We start from the raw sequence: 21,952 nt of genomic DNA on the forward strand, positions 1-21,952 counted from the left end.
GGATCCCAAACCCCACCCCCCCCCCCCCCCCCCCCCCCCCCACCCCCCCCCCCCCCCCCCCCCCCCCCCCCCCCCCCCCCCCCCCTCCCCGTACTCCTGGGCGTGCTCCGCTCAGCTGTGCGTCCGCAGGAGCGAGCGCATCGTCCGCATCGCCACCGACAGGTTCGCCAGGTCGAAGTCGTCCGAGCCCTTGATCTCGTCCAGGGTCGTCCGGGCGCGCCCGATGATCGCCGCGTTCTTCTCCTCCCACGCCGAGAAGCGCTCCTCGGGAGTGGAGGAACCGTTGCCGACCGCCAGCACGTCGGCGGTCATCGCCGCGTGCGCGGCGAACAGGTCCTCGCGGATGGAGGCGCGGGCCATGGACTGCCAGCGGTCGGACCGCGGCAGTTCGATGATCCGGTCCATCAGCTGGGTGATGTCCAGGCGGTCGGCGAGGTCGTAGTAGACCTCGGCCACGCCCAGCGGGTCGACGCCGGTGCGGTCCGCGATCGCGACGACGTCGAGCGTCGGGAAGGCGGAGGAGAAGCCGGCGACCTTGGCCGCCAGTTCCGCCGGGACGCCCGCCTCGGTCAGCTCGTCCACGATCGAGGTGTACCACTCCAGGTCGGCGCCGCGCACCAGCTTGGGCAGCTCGGACCAGACCTGGGTGACCCGCTCCGAGAAGAAGGCGATGGTCTCGGAGATCTGGAGCGGCTGCGGCCGGTTGTTGAGCAGCCAGCGGGTGCCGCGCTCGACGAGCCGGCGCGAGTGCAGCCGGATCCGGGTCTGCACGTCGGCCGCGACCTTGTTGTCCAGCGCCTCGACCGCGTCCCACACCTCGGCCAGGCCGAAGATCTCGCGGGCCGAGAGCTGCGCCCGGACGATCTCCTCCAGGGAGGCTCCGGTCTCCTCGCGCAGGCGGTGCAGGAAGGTCGAGCCACCGCTGTTGACGGTGTCGTTGACCAGGATCGTCGTGATGATCTCGCGGCGCAGCGCGTGCGCCTCGATCTGCTCGGGGAACTTCTCGCGCAGGGCGCCCGGGAAGTACTCGTGCAGCAGGCGGTTCAGGTAGGGGTCGTCCGGCAGCCCGGTGCCGATCAGCTCGTCCGCCACCGTGATCTTGGTGTAGGCGAACAGGACGGCCAGCTCCGGCTGGGTCAGGCCCTTGCCGCTGTTGAGCAGCTCGCGGATCTGCCGGTCGTCGGGCAGGAACTCCAGCTTGCGGTCGAGCAGTCCGTCGCGGCCCAGGCGGCGCATGAAGCGCTGCTGGGCGTGGAGCAGGCTGGGCGCCTGGGCGGCGCCGTTGGCGAGCGCCACGTTCTGCGCGTAGTTGTTGCGCAGCACCAGGTGGCCGACCTCGTCGGTCATCGTGGCGAGGAGCGTGTTGCGCTGCTTGACGGTCATGTCCCCGTCGGAGACGACCGCGTTCAGCAGGATCTTGATGTTCACCTCGTGGTCGGAGGTGTCCACGCCGGCGCTGTTGTCGATGGCGTCGGTGTTGATCTTGCCGCCCTCGCCGCCCGCGCCGAGGCGGGCGAACTCGATCCGGCCCAGCTGGGTCAGGCCGAGGTTGCCGCCCTCGCCGATGACCCGGGCGCGCACGTCCTGGCCGTCGACGCGGATGGCGTCGTTCGCCTTGTCGCCGACGTGGGCGTGCGTCTCGGCCGTCGCCTTGACGTACGTACCGATGCCGCCGTTCCACAGCAGGTCGACCGGGGCCTTGAGGACCGCCTGCATCAGCTCGGCCGGGGTCATCTTGGCGATCCCGGCCTCGATGCCGAGGGCCGCGCGCATCTGCGGGGTGACCGCGATGGCCTTCGCCGTGCGGGGGTGGATGCCACCGCCCGCGGAGAGCAGCGAGGTGTCGTAGTCGGCCCAGGAGGAGCGCGGCAGGTCGAACAGGCGGCGGCGCTCGGCGTACGAGGTGGCCGCGTCCGGGTTCGGGTCGATGAAGATGTGCCGGTGGTCGAAGGCGGCCACCAGGCGGATGTGCTCGGAGAGCAGCATGCCGTTGCCGAAGACGTCGCCGGACATGTCGCCGACGCCGACGGTGGTGAAGTCCTCGGTCTGGGTGTCGTGGCCCAGCTCGCGGAAGTGCCGCTTGACGGACTCCCACGCGCCGCGGGCGGTGATGCCCATGCCCTTGTGGTCGTAGCCGGCGGAGCCGCCCGAGGCGAAGGCGTCGCCGAGCCAGAAGCCGTAGGACTCGGCGACGGCGTTGGCGATGTCGGAGAAGGTCGCGGTGCCCTTGTCGGCGGCGACGACGAGGTAGGTGTCGTCCTCGTCGTGGCGGACCACGTCCTTGGGGGGCACGACCTCGCCGCCGACGAGGTTGTCGGTGATGTCGAGCAGCGCCGAGATGAAGATCTTGTACGAGGCGATGCCCTCGGCGAGCCACGCGTCGCGGTCCACCGACGGGTCGGGCAGGTTCTTGGCGACGAAGCCGCCCTTGGCGCCGACCGGCACGATGACGGTGTTCTTCACCATCTGCGCCTTGACCAGGCCGAGGATCTCCGTACGGAAGTCCTCGCGCCGGTCGGACCAGCGCAGGCCGCCTCGCGCGACCTTGCCGAAGCGCAGGTGGACGCCCTCGACGCGGGGCGAGTAGACCCAGATCTCGTACGCCGGGCGGGGCGCGGGGAGGTCCGGGATGGCCTGCGGGTCGAACTTGACCGACACGTAGGAGTGCGGCTCGCCGGTCTTGGTGACCTGGAAGAAGTTCGTCCGCAGGGTGGCCTTGATGAGCGTCAGGAACGCCCGCAGGATGCGGTCCTCGTCCAGCGAGGCGACCTGGTCCAGGGCGCCTTCCAGCTCCTCCAGCATCGCGTCGATCAGCTCGGTGCCCGCGGCCTGGCGGCTGGGCGACATCCGCGCCTCGAAGAGCGAGACCAGCAGCCGGGTGGTGTGGACGTTGTTGCGGAGGGTGTCCTCCATGTAGTCCTGGCTGAAGGTGGAACCGGCCTGGCGCATGTACTTCGCGTACGCGCGCAGCACGACGGCCTGGCGCCAGGTGAGCCCGGCGCTCAGCACCAGGGTGTTGAAGTTGTCGTTCTCCGCGTCTCCCTGCCAGACCGCGGCGAAGGCGTTCTGGAAGCGCTCGCGGGCGTCGCCGCCGATGTGCTCGGCGGTGCCCGAGGACGCGGGCAGGCGCAGGCCGAAGTCGTAGACCCAGGCGTGCGTGCGGTCGGCGCAGCGCAGCTCGTACGGCCGCTCGTCGGTGACCTCGACGCCGAGGCGCTGCAGGACCGGGAGCACGGCGGACAGGGAGACCTGCTCGCCCTGGCGGTAGATCTTGAAGCGGCGCTCGCCGGGGCCCGCGCCGACCGGCTCGTAGAGCGAGAGGTCGAAGTCGCTGGCGCTGGCGGTCAGGCGCTCCAGCCGGACCAGGTCGGCGACCGCGGCACGCGGCGAGTGGTCGGCCTTGTAGCCCTCGGGGAAGGAACCGCCGTAGCGGCGCAGCAGTTCGGCCGCGCGCTCCTCACCGCATTCGGCGGTCAGGGCCTCGGCGAAGCCGTCGGCCCAGGAGCGGGCGGCCTCGACCAGGCGGGCCTCGATGCGCTCGGCGTCGGCGTCGGTGAGGGCGGGCAGCTCGGTGCCCTGCGGGACGCGGATGACGAAGTGGATGCGGGAGAGGATCGACTCGGTGTTCCAGGCGGTGAAGTCGACGCTGGTGCCGCCGAGCTCCTCCTTGAGGATGTCGATCAGCCGCAGCCGGACGCCCGTGGTGTAGCGGTCGCGGGGCAGGTAGACCAGGGCCGAGTAGTAGCGCCCGTACTCGTCCTGGCGCAGGTACAGCCGCAGCCGGCGGCGTTCCTGGAGGTACAGGACGGAGGTGGCGATGGCGCGGAGCTGGTCGACCGGGGTCTGGAACAGCTCGTCGCGCGGGTAGGTCTCCAGGATCTGGAGCAGGTCGCGGCCGTCGTGGCTGCTCGGTGCGAAACCGGCGCCTTCGAGGACCTCGACGACCTTGCGGCGGATCACCGGGACGCGGCGCACGGACTCGGTGTAGGCGGCCGAGGAGAACAGGCCGAGGAAGCGGCGCTCACCGATGACGTTGCCCTCGGCGTCGAACTTCTTGACGCCGACGTAGTCCAGGTAGGAGGGGCGGTGCACGGTGGAGCGGCTGTTGGCCTTGGTCAGCACCAGCAGCTTGTGCTCGCGCGCCTTGGCGCGGGCGTCGGCGGGCAGCCGGTTGAAGGACGGCGAGACCGGGTGGCCGTCGTCCTTGCCGCTGTGGTGCGGGTCGGAGCGCAGGATGCCCAGGCCCGTGCCGGGCACGGCGGCCAGCGCGTCCCCGTCGACCAGGTTGTACTCGCGGTACCCGAGGAAGGTGAAGTTGTCCCCGGCCAGCCAGCGCAGCAGCTCGCGGGCCTCGTCCAGTTCGTGTTCGCGCAGGTCGCTCGCGGTGTGCTCGGCGGGGAGCTCCTCGGCGATGCGGCGGGCGGCGTCCCGCATCTTCTCCCAGTCCTCGACGGCCTCGCGGACGTCGGACAGGACGCGGAGCAGGTCGGCGGTGATCTGGGTGAGGTCGTCGCGGTCGGTCTCGCGGTCGATCTCGACGTGGATCCAGGACTCGACGAGGGAGTCGTGGGGGCGCGCGGTGGCGGGGCCGTGCGCGTCGCAGTCGGGACCGAGGATCTCGATCAGCTTGCCGGTGACGTCACGGCGGACGACGACCTGCGGGTGGATCACGACGTGGATGCCGCGGCCCTGGCGGGACAGTTCGTTGGTGACGCTGTCGACGAGGAAGGGCATGTCGTCGGTGACCACCTCGACGACCGAGTGGCTGGAGGTCCAGCCGTTCTCCTCGACCGTGGGGGTGTGGACGCGCACGCGGGCCGTGCCCTGCGGCCGGTTCTCGGCGAGCCGGTAGTGGGAGAGCGCGGCGCCGAAGACGTCGACCGGGTCGCGGTCGGTGAGGTCCTCGGGTGCGGTGTGCAGGTAGTAGCGCTGGAGGTAGGAGAGCGTCGTGTCCAGATCAGGACGCCCCCCTTGCTCGGACCCAGTCGGAAGTAGCCCCCCGGCCGGGCTGTTCTCAGCTACCCGGGCCGCCCGTGCGAGCAGCTCGGCCTTTGCTTCGTCCAGCTTGGTCTGCATGTCCTCTGACTCCTGTCGCGCGCCATTGCGTGACGTAGGTGAAGGAAGGAATGACATAGCGCCGCGAGGCGGGATGTCCGTTCGGAATCGACGCTATGCCGTCGTATGAGCCGACCGGGGCGGAATGGACCATTCTCGGCCAGGGGCCCCGGAGGCGGGGATCAGCGATGGCCCGGGCACGGTGGTGCGCCGGGCGCTGGTCGGGGGCTTCAGTGCCCCCGAGGACTATCGCGCTGATCACGGGACAAGGCTATCTCGCCCCACCCCCGACCCGTCATGAGCTGTATGTGTACAAATCCGGGGGTGGAACTTTGACACTCTGGACAGCGACGCGGGCCCCCCGCGCGTGCGGGGGGCCGCTCCAGGGGATTTAAACGCCGTTATCCGGCCAATTCGCGAGCTGTCCGGACCGCGTCCGCCAGGGTGTCCACGACCGGGACTCCGGCTGATTCCAGACTGCGGCGACTGTGCGAACCGCCGGTGTAGAGCACGGCCCGCGCGCCCACGTGGGCGGCGGCCAGGGCGTCGTCGACGGCGTCCCCGATGAGGACCGTACGGGTGGCGCTCACGCCCGTCCCCGCCATGGCGGCCATATGGCGTACGAGGTGGCCCGCCTTCGAGGTGTGCGAGGGCCCGACGCGCCCGTCGACGCGCAGGAAGTGGTCGTGGATCCCGTGCCGCCGCACCAGCGGCACCAGCTTGTCGTGGGGCGCGAGGGACAGCAGGGACTGGGTGAGCCCGGCCGTCCGCCAGCCGTCCAGCAGCTCGCGCGCGCCCTCGGCCAGCCCCGCGTCCTCGGCCACGGCCCAGTAGTGCCGGTGGAAGGTGTCGTCCATGAGCAGCCACTCGTCGTCCGTGGGCAGGCGCCCCATCAGCCGCTCGTAGAACTTCGGCACGGGGACGACGTACAGCTCGCGGTAGCGCTCCAGGGTGATCGGCGCGAAGCCCAGCTCGGCGAAGGAGGCGTTCGTCGCCGCCATCACGGCGTCGATGTCGTGCAGCAGGGTCCCGTTCCAGTCCCACACCAGGTGGGCGCCCGCGCTCGCGGTCACGTCCGTCATGTGAGCAGACCCGGGATCTCCTGCACCCCGAACCACAGCAGGTCGTGGTCCTCGGCGCCGTCCACCGTGAACTGCGCGTCGCCGTCACCGGCGTCGGCGGCGCCGACGGCGGCCGCGGCGGCGCGCACGTCGTCCTCGGCGTCCTCGGCGTCCACGTGCACGGCGGCCGCCAGTTTCAGGCGCACCGCGGCGGCCAGGGCCACCTGACCGAGGGTCGCCTCGTCCACGCCGGGGATCGCGGTGGCGGCCTTGTCGTCGACGTCGAGGGCGACGACGACCCGCTTGCGGGGGGCGGCCGGGTCCTCGGCGATCAGGCGCAGCGAGGCGAGCGCGGCCCGGTTCAGGGCGGCGTACTCCAGCTCCTCGATGTCGTCCGAGACGTACCACTCGCGCAGGCCGGGCGTGACGGCGTACGCACGCAGCGGGGCGGGGCCCAGCTCGCCCGCCTTGTGCGCCTCGGCGAGCCCGAGGAGGGTCAGGGGGACGTACACGCGCATGGCCGGCTGCTTTCGGTAGTCGGGAACGTCCTCAGGATACGACCGCCGCTCCCCCGCCGTCCGGGGCAGCCCCCGGTCCCCCATCGAGCTGCCGCCCGCGCCGGCCCCCGCGTCCACGGCGGTACGGGCGCCCGCGCGTCCCGCGGGACCGGGCGGCGGCGGGGCGCCCCTGATAGGCGAACCGCGGCCGCCGCGGGGGCCGGGGCGGCGGGCCGTTGCGGGGCCCGGCGGGCGGCCGTAGAAGGTCACCGACAAGTTACCGCCCGGTACCGCCGGGCCCGGCCTCTTCGGGGACGCGCCATGACCAGCACGCGGAGCACCACCCGGCCTGCGGGACGCCACGACCAGCGCCGCCCGCCGAGCCCTCCCCGCGGGGCGCGGCCCGGTCCCCACCACTGGTTCGCGGAGCGGCTCCTGGCCGTCCTCAGCGGCCAACGGCCGGTCCACTCCCTGCTCGGGCACACCGTCGGCCCGGCGTACGAACAGCTGGTCACCCTGACCGCCCCGGCGGTCCCCTTCCGGGACCAGCTGCGGCCGGTCCTGCGCCAGTGCGGCCGCTTCCACCCCGGCCCGGGCGTGATCGAAGCCTTCGCCCGTATCTCCACCGGCGACCGCGTCACGGCCATGGCCTTCCGCCTGGAACAGGGCCCCGACCTCCGCTGGCGCTGCGCCGCAGTAGAAATCACCGGCCCCCGCCCCTAAAACCCCCACCCCTCAGCCCCCACCGGCGCCCAAGACGCCCCCAGAGGCCCTCAGAGGCCCCGGGGGCCCACCTCCACCACTTCCAGCCCCGCCGGCGTTTGAGGCGCCGCCGGAGGCACCCGAGGCCCCACCGGGCTCCAACCAGCCCCACCGGCGCCCGAGACGCCCCCAGAGGCCCTCAGAGGCCCCGGGGGCCCCACCCCCACCCTATCCAGCCCCGCCGGCGTTTGAGGCGCCGCCGGAGGCACCAGGGCCCCCACCGGGCCCGCACAGCTCCACCGGGCCCCGCCCCGAACCGACCGGGCTCCGCCCGGACCCGCGCCTCAAACGCCGGCGAGGCTGAACTTGGCCCCCGGAACGAGGCCTGAGGGGACCCAAGACCAGGGAACAGGCCGCGCCTCAAACGCCGGCGTGGCTGAATTCGGCCCCGAGGCCGGAGGGGACCCGGGACCAGGGAACAGGCCCCGCCTCAAACGCCGCCGGGGCCGGACGGCCGCCGTACGCGGTGTCCGGCCCCGGTCGGGGCCCCGTGGGTCACACGGGAAGCGGGGTCACTTCTTGCGGCGCCGGCCGCCAGAGGCCTTCTGCGCCTTGCGGCGCTCCGCCCGAGTCATCCCGTCGCCGGAACCCTCGGCCCCGTCGGAGTCGAAGTCACCCTCGACCACGCCACCCTCCCCGTCCACCGTGGGAGCGGAGAAGTGCAGCCGGTCGGGCCGCTGCGGCGCGTCCAGCCCCTTGGCCCGGATCTCCGGCTTCGCCAGCGACGGACCCGCGTCCTGCACCGGAACCTCCTCGACCTGCTGCTCGACCTGGACCTCCAGGTTGAACAGGTAGCCGACGGACTCCTCCTTGATGCCGTCCTGCATGGCGTTGAACATGTCGAAGCCCTCGCGCTGGTACTCGACCAGCGGGTCCTTCTGGGCCATCGCCCGCAGGCCGATGCCCTCCTGCAGGTAGTCCATCTCGTACAGGTGCTCGCGCCACTTGCGGTCCAGCACCGACAGCACCACGCGCCGCTCCAGCTCACGCATGACGTCGGAGCCGAGCTGCGCCTCGCGCGCCTCGTACTGCTCGTGGATGTCGTCCTTGACGGACTCCGCGATGAACTCGGCCGTGATCCCGGCCCGGTCGCCCGCCGCCTCTTCCAGCTCCTCGACCGTCACCTTGATCGGGTAGAGCTGCTTGAAGGCGCCCCACAGGCGCTCCAGGTCCCACTCCTCCGCGAAGCCCTCGACCGTCTCGGCCGTGATGTAGGCGTCGATGGTGTCGTCCATCATGTGACGGACCTGCTCCTGGAGGTCCTCGCCCTCCAGGACGCGGCGGCGCTCGCGGTAGATGACCTCGCGCTGGTTGTTGAGGACCTCGTCGTACTTCAGGACGTTCTTGCGCGTCTCGAAGTTCTGGGTCTCGACCTGCGACTGCGCGGACGCGATCGCCCGGGTCACCATCTTGTTCTCGATCGGCACGTCGTCCGGCACGTTCGCCATGGCCATGACGCGCTCGACCATCTGCGCCTTGAACAGGCGCATCAGGTCATCGCCCAGCGACAGGTAGAAGCGGGACTCGCCCGGGTCGCCCTGACGGCCGGAGCGGCCGCGCAGCTGGTTGTCGATGCGGCGCGACTCGTGCCGCTCGGTGCCCAGGACGTAGAGCCCGCCGAGCTCCTTGACCTCTTCGAACTCGGCCTTGACGGCCGCCTCCGCCTTGGTGAGCGCCGAGGGCAGGGCGTGCGCCCACTCCTCGATGTGCTCCTCCGGGTCCAGGCCCCGCTGGCGCAGCTCGGCCTCGGCGAGGTCGTCCGGGTTGCCGCCGAGCTTGATGTCGGTACCGCGGCCGGCCATGTTCGTGGCGACCGTGACGGCGCCGCGGCGGCCGGCCTGGGCGACGATCGAGGCCTCGCGCTCGTGCTGCTTCGCGTTCAGCACCTCGTGCGGGATGCCGCGCTTGGAGAGCTGCTGCGAGAGGTACTCGGACTTCTCGACCGAGGTGGTGCCGACCAGGATCGGCTGGCCCTTCTCGTGCTTCTCCGCGATGTCGTCGACGACGGCGGCGAACTTGGCGACCTCGGTGCGGTAGATCAGGTCGGCCTGGTCCTTGCGGACCATGTCCCGGTTGGTCGGGATCGGGACGACGCCGAGCTTGTAGATCTGGTGGAACTCGGCGGCCTCGGTCATGGCCGTACCGGTCATGCCCGAGAGCTTCGAGTACAGGCGGAAGAAGTTCTGCAGGGTGATCGTGGCGAGGGTCTGGTTCTCGTCCTTGATGTCCACCCCTTCCTTCGCCTCGATCGCCTGGTGCATGCCCTCGTTGTAGCGGCGACCCGCGAGGATGCGGCCGGTGTGCTCGTCGACGATCATGACTTCGCCGTCGATGACGACGTAGTCCTTGTCGTTCTTGAACAGCTCCTTGGCCTTCAGGGCGTTGTTCAGGTACCCGACGAGCGGGGTGTTCACCGACTCGTAGAGGTTGTCGATGCCGAGCCAGTCCTCGACCTTGGCGACGCCGGCCTCGTGGATGGCGACCGTGCGCTTCTTCTCGTCGACCTCGTAGTCGCCGGTCTCCTCGATGCCCTTCAGCGGCTGGCCGGGCTCGCCCTTCTTCAGGCGGGTCACCAGCTTCGCGAAGTCGCCGTACCACTTGGTGGCCTGGTCGGCCGGGCCGGAGATGATCAGCGGCGTACGGGCCTCGTCGACCAGGATCGAGTCGACCTCGTCGACCACGGCGAAGTTGTGGCCGCGCTGGACCAGCTCGTCCTTCGACCACGCCATGTTGTCGCGCAGGTAGTCGAAGCCGAACTCGTTGTTCGTGCCGTAGGTGATGTCCGCGCTGTACTGTTCGCGGCGCTGCGCGGGCGACATGTTCGCCAGGATGCAGCCGACCTCCAGGCCGAGGAACTTGTGGACCCGGCCCATCATCTCGGAGTCGCGCTCGGCCAGGTAGTCGTTCACCGTGATCAGGTGGACGCCCTTGCCGGACATCGCGTTCAGGTACGCGGGCAGGGTGCCGACGAGGGTCTTGCCCTCACCGGTCTTCATCTCGGCCACGTAGCCGAGGTGGAGTGCGGCACCGCCCATGATCTGGACGTCGTAGTGCCGCTGGCCGAGGACGCGCTTGGCGGCCTCGCGCACCGTCGCGAAGGCCTCGGGCAGCAGGTCGTCCAGGCTCTCGCCGTCCTGGAAGCGCTGCTTGTACTCATCCGTGAGCGCCCGCAACTCGGCGTCGGAGAGGTTGACGAAGTCCTCTTCGATGGAGTTGACCTGGTCCGCGATGCGGTGCAGTTTGCGCAGGATCTTGCCTTCGCCTGCACGCATGAGCTTGTTGAAGACGGACACCGAGGTTTGTCTCCTTGCCGGTCGGGCCTGGGCACTGTTCGTACACGGGCACGGCAGGTGGACCCCACCGCAACGGCCATCGTAAGCGAGGACGTGGTCACGCCGGGAGGTCCGCCGTATCCGCAGGGCGGCTGGCACCCGCAAGGACAACGGACGGGGGGCACGGAAGGTGCCGGTGTGGGGTGAAAACTGTTCGCCCGCGTCACCCCGCACCGCACAGAATCACCGGATGGAACCGAGCACCTTGATCACCGAGCGCCTCGTACTGCGCCCGCACCTGCCCGCCGACGTCGCGGAGGTGCACGCCGCCTGCCAGGATCCCGCCATCCAGCGGTGGATACCGGTGCCCGTGCCCTACGAGGTCAAGGACGCCGAGACCTTCGTGACGGAGAGCGTGCCGCGCGGCTGGCGCGAGGACACCGAGTACAACTTCGCCGTCCGGCTCGGCGCGGACGGCCCGCTCGTCGCCACCCTGGGCGTCCACGCCCGGGGCGCCTTCGCGCACGAGATCGGCTACTGGTCGGTGGCCGAGCACCGCGGCCTCGGCTACATGACCGAGGCCGTCACCGCCGTCGCCCGCTGGGCCTTCACCGAGGCGGGCTGCGTGCGCCTGATCTGGCGCGCCGGGATCGCCAACGCCGCCTCCCGCGCCGTCGCCGAGAAGTGCGGCTTCGTGATCGAGGGCGTGCAGCGCGCGGGCATGGAGCACCGCGAGACCCTGCGGGACTGCTGGATCGGCGCCCTCCTCCCCAGCGACCTGGGCCTCCCCTCGCGCCTGCCGTACCTCCCCGACCCCGAGCGCGACGCCTGACCGTGGCCCGCGAGCGGCCGACCGGACCGCCCTGTCAGTAGTGGCCCCTAGGCCCTGTCGTCAAAGTGCCGTCTGCCTCGCGACGCCTGGCACGCACTCTCGCCGCACCGGGCGAAAGCCAAGTACGTCCAGTACGCGGGCTTCCGCCCGGCACGGCGAGAGCACGCACCAGACGCCGCGGGGCCGCCCTTCGGGCGACGACGGCACTTTGACGACAGGACCTAGGCTGCGGAGCATGACCTCCGCCACCGTGTCCCTGTCCGCCGCCGAGGCCCGCCGGATCGCCCTGCGCGCGCAGGGGTTCCTCGGCGCCCCCGACCGCCGGGGCGGGGTGCGCGGCGTCCTGCGGCACCTGGGCGCCGTACAGCTGGACACCATCTCGGTGCTGGCCCGCTCGCACGAGCTGATCCCGTACGCGCGCCTGGGCGCGGTGGACCGCTCCGCGGTGGAGGCCGCGTACTGGTCGGGCAACCACGCCTTCGAGTACTGGTCCCACGCGGCCTGCATCCTGCCGATCGAGGAGTGGCCGCACTTCGCCTTCCGCCGCCGGGCGCGCCGGGCCCGGGGCCACCGCTGGCACGTCCTGGCGGAGAAGGAGCGTTCGACGAAGGCGGTCCTGGACCGGCTGCGCGCCGACGGCCCGCTCACCTCCACCGAGTTGGGCGGCGCGAAGAACGGCGGCGAGTGGTTCGAATGGTCCGAGAGCAAGATCGCGGTGGAGTGGCTGCTCGACATCGGTGAGGTGGTCTGCACCGAGCGCCGCGGCTGGAAGCGGGTCTACGACCTGCCCGAGCGGGCGGTCCCGGACGCCCTGCTGCACGACGACCTGGACGACACCGAGTGCCTGCGCCGCCTGGTCGCGCTCGCGGGGCGGTCCCTGGGCGTGGGCACGCGCAGCGACATCGCCGACTACCACCGCCTCAAGAACGACCAGTTCGACGCGGTGGTCGCGGACTGCGGCCTGGTCCCGGTCGAGGTCGAGGGCTGGGACAAGCCGGCCTGGGCCGACCCGGCCGCCCTGGCCACCACCCCCCGCGGGCGCCACCGTACGACGCTGCTCTCGCCCTTCGACTCGCTGATCTGGGAGCGCCCCCGGACGGAGCGGATCTTCGGCTTCACCCACCGGCTGGAGGCCTACGTGCCCAAGCCGCGGCGGATCCACGGGTACTTCGCCATGCCGCTGCTGGCCGGCGGCCTGCTCCAGGGCCGGGTGGACCCGGGCCGCGAGGGCAGGACCCTGGTGGCCCGCCAGCTCTCCCTGACCACCCCCGCCGCGGCCCGCCCGATGGCCGAGGCGCTGCGCGAGGCGGCGTCCTGGGTGGGCTGCGACGAGGTCCGGGTGGAGCGGGCGCAGACCCCGGCGCAGGCCGCGGCCGTCACGGCGGAGCTGGCCGCGCTGTGACCACGGGCGCGGCCGCGGGCGGCCGCGCGGCGGGTCAGCGGATTTCGAGGATCTTCTCGCGCATCGCGTAGACCACGGCTTCCATCCGCGAGTGCAGCTGGAGCTTCTCCAGGATGTTGCGGACGTGGTTCTTCACGGTGTTCTCGGAGATGAACAACTCCTTGGCGATGTCCCGGTTGTTCATCCCGGTCGCCACCAGCTTGAGCACCTCCAGCTCGCGGTCCGTCAGCCGCGGCGCGGGCACCAGCCGCCGCTCGTCGGTGCGCTGGATCATCGACTTGAACTCGGTCAGCAGCTTCGACGCCATGGAGGGGCTGATCTGCGACTGCCCGTCGGCCACGGCGCGGATCGCGGTGGCGACCTCGTCCGTGGAGATCTCCTTGAGCAGGTAGCCGGTCGCCCCGGCCTTGATCGCGTCGTAGAGGTCGGCCTCCTCGTCGCTGATCGTCAGCATGATGATCTTCGTGGAGGGGGCGACCTCCTTGATCGAGGTGCACGCCTCGATGCCGCCGCGCCGGGGCATCCGCACGTCCATCAGCACGATGTCCGGCAAGAGGTCCGCGGCCTTGTCCACCGCCTCCGCGCCGTCCCCGGCCTCGCCGACGACCTGGATGTCCTCCTCCTGCGCGAGGACGATCTCCAGCCCGCGCCGGAAGAGGGCGTGGTCGTCGACCACGAGCACACGGATCGGTTCACCGCCCGGGCCGGTCCGGCAGTCCGCACCGTCGTCAGCGCGTGCCGGTCCGAAGCTGTCCGCCATCGTTCCTCCCCCTGCAAGGCCGTGGCCCGAATCCATGTGTGGCGCTGCCGCACGCAGCGCCCGACGTCAACCCGGCGCAGTCGGACGCCGGCTGACTGCCCGACATGATTCCATGCCCGGGCCTGTGGGCGGGGGTTGCCCGGGTGCATACGGGTGCCCCCGGTGACGAACGAGCATCACCGGGGGCACATCGAAGGACCGTCAGCCGCCGAGCGCTCCACCGGCTCCACCAGGCGATTCCTCCGTGCTGGAGGCACCGTCGGGGTTCACGTGAATGACGCCGTAGTCGTACGCGTGACGTCGGTAGACAACACTGGGCAACTTCGTTTCGGAGTCGACGAACAGATAGAAGTCGTGGCCGACCAGTTCCATTTCGTACAGAGCCTGGTCGAGCGACATGGGGGCCGCCGAGTGCGTCTTCTCGCGCACGATCAGCGGGCCTTCGCCCTGTACTTCGAGCGGTCCGATCCGAGTGGTCGGAATCGCGTCCGCCTTCTCCTCGGTGACCGGCTCGCCGTTCGCGTTCAGCTGCGCGACGCCCGGTACGACGTCGGCGACCTCGGCCGCCGAGAGTCGACCGCTGCCGCGGCGGTTGTGGCGCTTGTCGTGCTGCTTGCGCAGTCGGGCCTCGAGCTTGTCCTGGGCCAGGTCCAGCGCCGCATAGGGGTCTGCGGCGGCCGCCTCGGCGCGGATCACGGGGCCCCGCGAGCGAAGGGTGATCTCCACGCGGTCGGAACGGTCGGCCTGACGCGGGTTGTGTTCCTTGGACACCTCGACGTCCAAGCTGATCACCTTGGCGTCGAGCCTCTGGATCCGTTCCGGATTCAGCTTCTCGGCCACGTGCTTGCGGAACCGCTCGGGCACTTCGGTCTTGCGGCCCTTGACGACGATGTCCACGCAGAACTCCGTTCCCGGATAGCTCCGCCTCAGCGGCGAAGCGTCTCCCTTTTGCACCAGGCCCCGATGTTCACCGGAGCCTCGGACTTGGCGACTTTCACCTCCTCCTCCCCCATCGGCAAGATCACCACCCCACCGACGTTGGAGTCGAGGGGCACGCCTGCCCGATGCGGAGAAGCTCCGAAGCGCGAGTTCCTCTTCAACCGAACATATCCCTCTTCGTCGGTTGTCGACACCCGCTACCGGAACGTACCTCCGTTCAGGTGGCCATTCCCTCGTACTACCTGCAACGATGCGCCTTCCCACTCAGTTCCAAATCTATTCACCGATTTTTTGCTCTGTTCGAGTCGAAAGAGCCCACCGGGGCGGCCACCACGGCCGCGCGCAGCGCCCCGGGACACCCGCCGACCGCGCGCAGCGCGCGGGCCGCTTCCGCGAGGGTGGCTCCGGTGGTGATCAGGTCGTCCACGAGCACGATCCGTGCCCCCTCCAGCAGCCGCGCGCCGCCGGGCCGTACCTCCAGGGCCCCGGCCAGGTTCTCCCGCCGCTGCCGGGCCCCCAGGCCCGCCTGGTCCGCCACCGGTCGCCGCTGGCGCAGTACGGGCGCCACGCGGGCCGGGATCCCGCCCCGGCGCAGTCGGGCCGAGGCGGCCAGCGCGATCCTGCGCGCCGGATCGTGCCCGCGCGCCCGCACCTGCCACCGGGACGAGGGCACCGGCACCAGAACCAGCCCCGCCCGGTCCCCGTCCCCACCGCCCGACCGGACGGCCGCGGCCAGCGCCCCGCCGAGCACCCCGGCCAGCTGGAGCGCCCCGCGCTCCTTGTGCGCGAGCAGCACCGCCCGTACGCCGTCCGCGTACCCGGCGCCGGCGTGCACCACGGGCAGCCCCGGCGGCCCCGGACGCGGCCGCACGACCCCCGCCCCGCCCCCGCTCAGCCCTTCCCGACACCCCGCGCACACCACCGCGCGCACCACCCCGCACCCCGCACACCACGCGGGCAGGACAAGCCCCCCGACCTCCCCCCACCACCCCATCCCGCCACCATCCCGCACCCCCACCCCACCCCGCACCCCCTGTGGACAACGCGCGGCGGCCCCCGCCGCAGGGGTGGTGGGGACGTGCCGGGGTGCGGTGTCCCCGCAGGCCGAGCGGTCACCACCGCCCACACACTCCGACCGCCCGAGCCCGCGAGCCGAGGAGACACCGCACCCCGGCGCGGCACCACCACCCCGGCCCCCCGACCGGCCCCCGACCCGCCCGCAACCCGGACCCAGCCCTCAGCCCGGATACACCGGCCCCTTCCCCCCGGCCGCCGCCGTGCGCCACTGCGCCCCCGGCGGCAGCCACACGATGCCGTCCTCCTCGGAGCGCCCGACCACCGGCTTCTTCTCGTCCTCCGACGCCGCGACCTCCGTCAGCCCCGTCGCCCCCGGCAGGCTCGCCGCGACCATCGACCCGTCGGCCAGCACGTAGCGCGCCTGCACCACCCCGCCGTTCTCGCGCCCGATGACCAGCAACCGCCCGCGCGGGGCCCAGCTCATCGCCGTCACGCTCGCCATCTGCGGCGCCGCCGGCCGCAGTTCGCGCACGGAGACGGTCGCCGCGTCCGCCTTGTCCTCGGGCCGTTCGATCCGGCCGATGTACAGGGTCTTGCGGCCGTCCTTCGTCACCAGCAGCGCGATCCGGACCCCGTCGGAGGACACCCGCAGCTGGCTGATCTGCCCGTTGTCGAGCCCCGCGACGTCCACCCGGGAGGGCGTCCCGACCCCGCCCGGCACCCGGTACAGCCCCGAGTTCTGCGGGTCCTGGTCCGCGATCCACAGGTCGCCGCGCGCGTCCCAGCTCGGGGCGGTCAGCTTGTTCGCCTTGCTGGTCAGCAACGGCGCCGGCATCGGTCCGGCCGTGGTCAGCGAGACGACGTGCAGGGCGTGCCCGTCCTCGGAGACGACCGCGGCGCGCCGCTCGTCGTAGGTGACGGCCGCCGAGCCCACCCGGAACGCGGCACCCACCCCCGCGGTGGACAGCGGGCCCAGCACCGGTTCGGCCGGATCCTGCTGGTCCTCCTTCTCGACCGCCAGGCTCATCCGGACCAGTCGGCGGTCCTTGTCCACGTAGTACTGGAAGCGCGACGACGGCACCCGGTTGGCGATGGTGGACGCCGCACCCTCGGTCACCGCGCACAGCGACGAGCCGTCGGAGCGCAGCAGTTCGACCCGGTCGAGCCGCGAGGTCGTCATGTCCCGCACGGTGTAGAAGAGTTGGGTCGCCATCTTCTGGCACTGCGGGTGCGCGACGTTGTCCGCCTTCTCGTTGAGCGGCACCCGCAGCGTGTTCTGGCCGTCGTAGGAGAGGGACTTGGTGCCCTCGCGCAGCTCCGTGCCGGTGGGGAAGTGGGAGGCGACGACCGGGCCGAGCCACTTGGAGGGGCCGGCCAGCAGGGACCGTACGGTCTGGGTCATCGGGTCCATGCGCGTGTCCGGATCGGTGCGCTGGCGCACGTACACCGGGTCGGCGACGAGCGTCCCGTCCGCGAAGTAGTACTTGTTGACGGGCCGGAAGATCCGCTGGAAGTCGGACTCGCTGAGGACCAGGCCCCCGGGCGGCGCGGCGATCCGCCACTGCTTGTTCTTGTCCTGGACGAGCTGGATGAACTCCTCGTAGCGCCCGCCACCGGCGTCCGGCTGGTACGCGCTGCGCTCGTCGACCGTCGCGAGGCGCTTGCCGGTGACCTTGAACCGGGGGCCCTCGGGATCCTTCGCGCCCTGGACCGAGATGCGCGTGATGCCACCGGAGAGCACGGTGATGGCCGAGCTGGGCTTCCAGCTCTTCGCCGCGTCCTCCGTGAGGTACTTGCGGGCGGTCTCCAGCTGCGGGTCGTCGCTGGTCATCGCTTCGAGGAAGCCGTCGACGATCTCGGGCGGGGTGGCCTTGTCCGAGGGCGGCACGCCGAACACCCGCACCTGTGAGTCGACGCCCTGGGACGCCTGGACCTCGGTGATCTCGCCGTGGTCGGGCATGGAGGCGCAGCCCGACGCCAGCAGTACGCCGCACAGGGCGCTGCCGAGGGCGACCGTCAGCCGCCGCGCGCCCCGGTCGCCGCGGGCGGGAGGTGTCGTGGGATCGGGCTCAGCGTCCACCGGTTACGTCCTCCTGCGCGTGATCCACAGCTCCACCATCCGTACCGGCCACCCCACCAGCCCCACCAGCCCCGGCGCTACCGCCCGGCTCCGGGCTCCGGGAGACCACCCGGGCCCCGGACCCCGGCAGCGCCGTCGGGTCCGCGGGTACGGGCATCGCCCCGGCGACCGCCGAGCGCGGCGGGATCGGCGACCGGTCCGCCGGAGCCGGCTTCGCGGCGCCCGCACCACCGGCGAGCCGTCCCTCGGCCGCGGCCCGCGCCCGGTTCCCGCGCGAGTCCTCCGGCTCCAGGGGGATCGGGGAGCCGCGCAGCGGTTCGTCCGCGGTCCGCGGCAGCGTGAGGCGGAACTGGGAGCCGCCGCCCGGTTCGCCCCAGGCCTGGAGCCATCCGCCGTGCAGTCGGGCGTCCTCCACCGCGATGGACAGGCCGAGGCCGGTCCCGCCGGTGGTGCGGGCGCGCGCCGGGTCGGCGCGCCAGAAGCGGTTGAAGACCCGGGTGGCCTCGCCCGGCTTGAGGCCCACCCCGTAGTCCCGTACGGCCACGGCCACGGCCCCGCCCGCGGAGGCGAGCCGGACCACCACGTCGCGCCCCTCGCCGTGCTCGACGGCATTGACGACGAGGTTGCGCAGCACCCGCTCCACCCGCCGGGCGTCGGCCTCGGCGATGACGGGCTGGGAGTCCCCGAGCACCCGCACGCGGCTGCCCTTGCGCTCGGACAACGGCTCGGCGGCGTCGATGACCCGGCGGACGACGTCGCGCAGGTCGATCGGCTCCGCCTCCAGCGCGGCGGCGCCCGCGTCGAACCGGCTGATCTCCAGCAGGTCGGCGAGGAGCGACTCGAAGCGGTCGAGCTGGCCCGCGAGCAGTTCCGCGGCGCGCGCGGTGACCGGGTCGAAGTCGACCCGGGCGTCGTGGATGACGTCGGCGGCCATCCGGACGGTGGTCAGCGGGGTGCGCAGCTCGTGGGAGACGTCGGAGACGAAGCGGCGCTGCATCCGGGACAGCTCTTCCAGCTGCTGGATCTTGTGCGAGAGGTTCTGGGCCATCTTGTTGAAGGCTTCGCCCAATCGGGCGATGTCGTCCTCGCCTGTGACCTTCATCCGTTCCTGGAGCCGGCCCGCCGAGAGCCGCTCGGCGATCCCGGCCGCCATCCGGACCGGCGTGACCACCTGGCGCACGACGAACCACGCGATGGCGCCGAGCAGTACGACCACGAACAGCCCGGCCGTGGCGATGGTGGTCTTGACCAGGTTCAGGGACTCCTGCTCCTGGGTGAGCGGGAAGAGGTAGTACAGGTCGTAGGGCTCGCCGTTGATGTCGGTGAGCCGCTTGCCGATCACCAGCGCCGCCTCGGAATCGGTGCCCGGCGTGCTGTAGCGGATGCTGGAGAAGGTCAGGAAGGTGCCGGTCGCGTGGTTGACGGCCTTGCGCAGCGAGAGCGGGACGCTGGCGGTCGGGTCCACGTCCCCGGAAGCGCGCGCTCCGCGGACCCCGGGCCCCAGCTCACCGGTCCCGGCGCCGAGCGCGACCACCTCGAAGGCGGTCTGGCCACCACTGGCCAGCTGCTTGACCAGGGAACTCATCCAGGTGCTGGCGTCCCGGCCGACCTTGGTGTCGACCGCGGTGGGATCCGGCCCGTCGGTCGTGGAGGGCGCGTTGGCCTTCTCCTGTGCGACCGCGAAGCCACCCGCCGCCTGGCTCTGGGCAGCCTCTTCCTTGGCGTCGAGCAGCCCCTTGCTGACCTGGGCGATCACGACGAACCCGAGGCTGAGGACCACGGCCAGCGACATGAGCAGGGTGCCGGCGACCACCCTGAGCTGGAGGTTGCGCCGCCAGAGGCGGACAGCCGGGAGCAGCGGCCTGCGTACGAGCCGTACGAACAGCCGCAGCACGGGACCGCCGGCCGCCCCGTCAGTCATCTGACGGAGCTGCCGACCGCCCCGCAGGGCCCCCCGACGGGGGCCGCGGAGCGGCTTGCCGGGCTTCATGTCAGCTCGGTCCGGCCTTGTAGCCGACGCCACGTACGGTCACCACGATCTCCGGGCGCTCCGGGTCCTTCTCGACCTTGGAGCGCAGTCGCTGAACATGCACGTTGACCAGGCGGGTGTCCGCCGCGTGCCGGTAGCCCCAGACCTGCTCCAGCAGCACCTCGCGGGTGAAGACCTGCCAGGGCTTGCGGGCGAGGGCGACCAGCAGGTCGAATTCGAGCGGGGTCAGCGCGATGGAGCCGCCGTCCCGCTTCACGGAGTGCCCGGCCACGTCGATGACCAGGTCACCGATGGTGAGCTGCTCGGGCGCGGGCTCCTCCGAGCGGCGCAGGCGGGCCCGGATGCGGGCCACCAGCTCCTTGGGCTTGAACGGCTTGACCATGTAGTCGTCGGCGCCGGACTCCAGCCCCACGACCACGTCGACCGTGTCGCTCTTCGCCGTGAGCATCACGATCGGCACGCCGGACTCGGCGCGGATCAGCCGACAGACCTCTATGCCGTCCCGTCCGGGCAGCATGAGGTCCAGCAGTACCAGGTCAGGCTTGGCCTCCCGGAAAGCAGCAAGTGCCTTGTCGCCGTCCGCTACGAACGACGGCTCAAAACCTTCTCCACGCAGCACAATGCCGAGCATCTCGGCCAGCGCGGTGTCGTCGTCGACGACAAGGACGCGTCCCTTCATGGTTGACATCATCCCATTAGCTAATCGTTACCTGGCGGTGAGCTGTCCCACAGCCAAAAGGGCTGGAAATCGCCCCTCTGACCTGCGTCGTGATCCAGTCGTCCAGTCTGCCTCGGATCCGGACGACAATTGAAGGTGCGGACCGCCCCGATATCCGGGGGGAGGGAGCCGGTCCGTCCGGAGTTCCCACGTGACACGATGGCAGCGATCCAGCGCCACTGGCAGCGCGGTACACGTGAAGGAGCGACGATGAACGACTCTCCGGGCTGGGCTACGCCCGGACCCTCTCCGTCCGAGGGCGAGCGCAACGGCGCTCCCGATGCGAACGGTACGGGGGCGCAGCCGCCATCCTCACCACCTTCACCCCAGCAGCCGGCCCCGGCAGGCCAGCCCGGCCAGCCCGCGCAGCCCCCGGCGGACTCCAAGTGGTCCGCCCAGCAGCCGCCGCCCGGCCAGTGGTCCAGCCCCGGCGCGCCCCCGGCCACCGGCGGCCCCGCCGCGCCCGCCGACGGCGCCCCGCAGCAGCCGCAGCCCGGCGCGGGCTGGGGCTCGTACGGCGGCCAGGGCGGCCAGTACGGCGCCCCCTACGGCGGCGGCGGCCAGTACGGCTACCCCGGCGCTCCCGGCGGCTGGGGCAAGCCCCCGGCGGCCAAGCCCGGCGTGATCCCGCTGCGCCCCCTGGGCCTCGGCGAGATCCTCGACGGCGCGGTCACCACCATGCGCACCCACTGGCGCTCGGTGCTGTCCGTCACCGCCGTCGTCGCCGTGATCGTCCAGCTCGCCACGGTGGTCTTCCAGCGCTACGCGCTGGACCGCCTCACGGCCGACCCGGGCACCATCGCCGGACCCGGCGAGGTCCTCGACGCCATGGGCGGCAGCCTCACCATCTCGGCGGTGACCATCTTCATCCAGGTCATCGGCGGGATCCTCGCCACCGCCCTGCTCACCATGATCTTCAGCCGGGCGGTGCTCGGTCAGTCCTCCACGGTCGCCGGCGCCTGGGGCGACGCGCGCCCCCAGCTGCTGCGCCTCGCCGGGCTGACGCTCCTGATGACCGTCGCCTCCACCGCCCTGCTCCTCGTCCTGATGCTCCCGGGCATCCTCGCGGACAGCGCCGCCCTCACCGTCCTCGGCGGGCTCGGCGGCCTCGTGCTGCTGGCCTGGCTGTGGATCCGCTTCAGCCTGGCCTCGCCCGCGCTGATGCTGGAGAAGGCGACCGTCATGAAGTCGCTGGCCCGCTCGGCCAAGCTGGTCCAGGGCGCCTGGTGGCGGATCTTCGGGATCTCGATCCTGACCGGCCTCATCGTCGGCGTCATCTCGATGATCATCGCCGTGCCGTTCTCCGTCCTCGCCATCGCCTTCGGCGGCGGATTCGACGCGATGATCGCCGGTGACACCCCCGACAGCTGGGCGTACCTGCTCATCTCGGCGATCGGCGGAGTCATCGCCATGGCCATCACCATGCCGATGCAGTCCGGCGTCACCGTCCTGCTCTACATCGACCAGCGCATCCGGCGCGAGGCCCTCGACCTCGAACTGGCCCGCGCGGCCGGCGTCGAGAACTACGGCGCCAACGGCACCCCGCACCCCGGCGCCGGAGGCTGAT

14 protein-coding genes are annotated in these 21,952 nt (G+C 71.7%); 4 read left to right on the forward strand and 10 right to left on the reverse strand.

Going from position 1 to position 21,952, the window contains the following annotated elements; all coding sequences use genetic code 11:
* Nucleotides 1-111: 111 nt before the first annotated feature.
* The 3 genes from ACZ4UB_RS34830 to ACZ4UB_RS34840 form a co-directional block, all read right to left on the reverse strand.
* Nucleotides 112-5,076, reverse strand: a complete 4,965-nt coding sequence (locus ACZ4UB_RS34830; RefSeq protein ID WP_468076552.1) for an NAD-glutamate dehydrogenase — start codon at nucleotides 5,074-5,076, stop codon at nucleotides 112-114.
* A 380-nt stretch (nucleotides 5,077-5,456) separates the two neighbouring features.
* Nucleotides 5,457-6,137 (reverse strand): HAD family hydrolase, encoded by a 681-nt coding sequence (locus tag ACZ4UB_RS34835; protein WP_468076554.1) that lies wholly within the window; start codon nucleotides 6,135-6,137, stop codon nucleotides 5,457-5,459.
* Nucleotides 6,134-6,634, reverse strand: a complete 501-nt coding sequence (locus ACZ4UB_RS34840) for a DUF6912 family protein (protein ID WP_468076556.1) — start codon at nucleotides 6,632-6,634, stop codon at nucleotides 6,134-6,136. Before ACZ4UB_RS34840 ends, ACZ4UB_RS34835 begins: the two co-directional genes overlap by 4 nt.
* A gap of 300 nt (nucleotides 6,635-6,934) precedes the next feature.
* Between ACZ4UB_RS34840 and ACZ4UB_RS34845 the strand changes: the two genes are divergently transcribed.
* Nucleotides 6,935-7,336, forward strand: coding sequence for an Rv3235 family protein (locus ACZ4UB_RS34845; protein WP_468076558.1), 402 nt, complete (start codon nucleotides 6,935-6,937; stop codon nucleotides 7,334-7,336).
* A gap of 551 nt (nucleotides 7,337-7,887) precedes the next feature.
* Here ACZ4UB_RS34845 and secA read toward each other — a convergent pair.
* Complete coding sequence (gene secA, locus ACZ4UB_RS34850) at nucleotides 7,888-10,668, reverse strand: preprotein translocase subunit SecA (protein WP_468076560.1); 2,781 nt, start codon at nucleotides 10,666-10,668, stop codon at nucleotides 7,888-7,890.
* Between the two features lie 229 nt (nucleotides 10,669-10,897).
* Between secA and ACZ4UB_RS34855 the strand changes: the two genes are divergently transcribed.
* Both ACZ4UB_RS34855 and ACZ4UB_RS34860 read left to right on the forward strand, forming a co-directional pair.
* Nucleotides 10,898-11,479 (forward strand): GNAT family N-acetyltransferase, encoded by a 582-nt coding sequence (locus tag ACZ4UB_RS34855; protein WP_468076562.1) that lies wholly within the window; start codon nucleotides 10,898-10,900, stop codon nucleotides 11,477-11,479.
* Nucleotides 11,480-11,714: 235 nt separating this feature from the next.
* Nucleotides 11,715-12,881: a winged helix-turn-helix domain-containing protein gene (locus ACZ4UB_RS34860; protein WP_468076564.1), complete on the forward strand. Its 1,167-nt coding sequence runs from the start codon at nucleotides 11,715-11,717 to the stop codon at nucleotides 12,879-12,881.
* A 34-nt stretch (nucleotides 12,882-12,915) separates the two neighbouring features.
* Here ACZ4UB_RS34860 and ACZ4UB_RS34865 read toward each other — a convergent pair whose 3' ends face one another.
* The 6 genes from ACZ4UB_RS34865 to mtrA all read right to left on the reverse strand — a co-directional run bounded on the left by ACZ4UB_RS34865 (nucleotide 12,916) and on the right by mtrA (nucleotide 20,358).
* Nucleotides 12,916-13,641 (reverse strand): response regulator transcription factor, encoded by a 726-nt coding sequence (locus tag ACZ4UB_RS34865; RefSeq protein ID WP_354383978.1) that lies wholly within the window; start codon nucleotides 13,639-13,641, stop codon nucleotides 12,916-12,918.
* Between the two features lie 201 nt (nucleotides 13,642-13,842).
* The gene (gene hpf / locus ACZ4UB_RS34870; protein ID WP_468076566.1) at nucleotides 13,843-14,538 is read right to left on the reverse strand and encodes a ribosome hibernation-promoting factor, HPF/YfiA family; all 696 of its coding nucleotides are present in this window, start codon (nucleotides 14,536-14,538) and stop codon (nucleotides 13,843-13,845) included.
* Nucleotides 14,539-14,860: 322 nt separating this feature from the next.
* Complete coding sequence (locus ACZ4UB_RS34875; protein ID WP_468076568.1) at nucleotides 14,861-15,451, reverse strand: ComF family protein; 591 nt, start codon at nucleotides 15,449-15,451, stop codon at nucleotides 14,861-14,863.
* 366 nt (nucleotides 15,452-15,817) lie between these two features.
* Entirely contained in the window at nucleotides 15,818-17,677 is a 1,860-nt protein-coding gene (locus ACZ4UB_RS34880; RefSeq protein WP_468076570.1) for an LpqB family beta-propeller domain-containing protein, read from the reverse strand.
* On the reverse strand, nucleotides 17,667-19,598 hold the full coding sequence (gene mtrB, locus ACZ4UB_RS34885) for an MtrAB system histidine kinase MtrB (protein WP_468076572.1): 1,932 nt from the start codon (nucleotides 19,596-19,598) through the stop codon (nucleotides 17,667-17,669). The genes ACZ4UB_RS34880 and mtrB overlap by 11 nt, the downstream gene beginning before the upstream one ends.
* 70 nt (nucleotides 19,599-19,668) lie before the next feature.
* Nucleotides 19,669-20,358, reverse strand: coding sequence for a two-component system response regulator MtrA (mtrA, locus tag ACZ4UB_RS34890; protein WP_354383973.1), 690 nt, complete (start codon nucleotides 20,356-20,358; stop codon nucleotides 19,669-19,671).
* A gap of 237 nt (nucleotides 20,359-20,595) precedes the next feature.
* On the opposite strand from mtrA, the gene ACZ4UB_RS34895 reads away from it, so the two are divergent.
* Nucleotides 20,596-21,951, forward strand: a complete 1,356-nt coding sequence (locus ACZ4UB_RS34895; protein ID WP_468076575.1) for a hypothetical protein — start codon at nucleotides 20,596-20,598, stop codon at nucleotides 21,949-21,951.
* The last annotated feature ends 1 nt before the right edge of the window (nucleotide 21,952 follow it).

It is taken from the genome of Streptomyces sp. NPDC028419 (assembly GCF_055565515.1).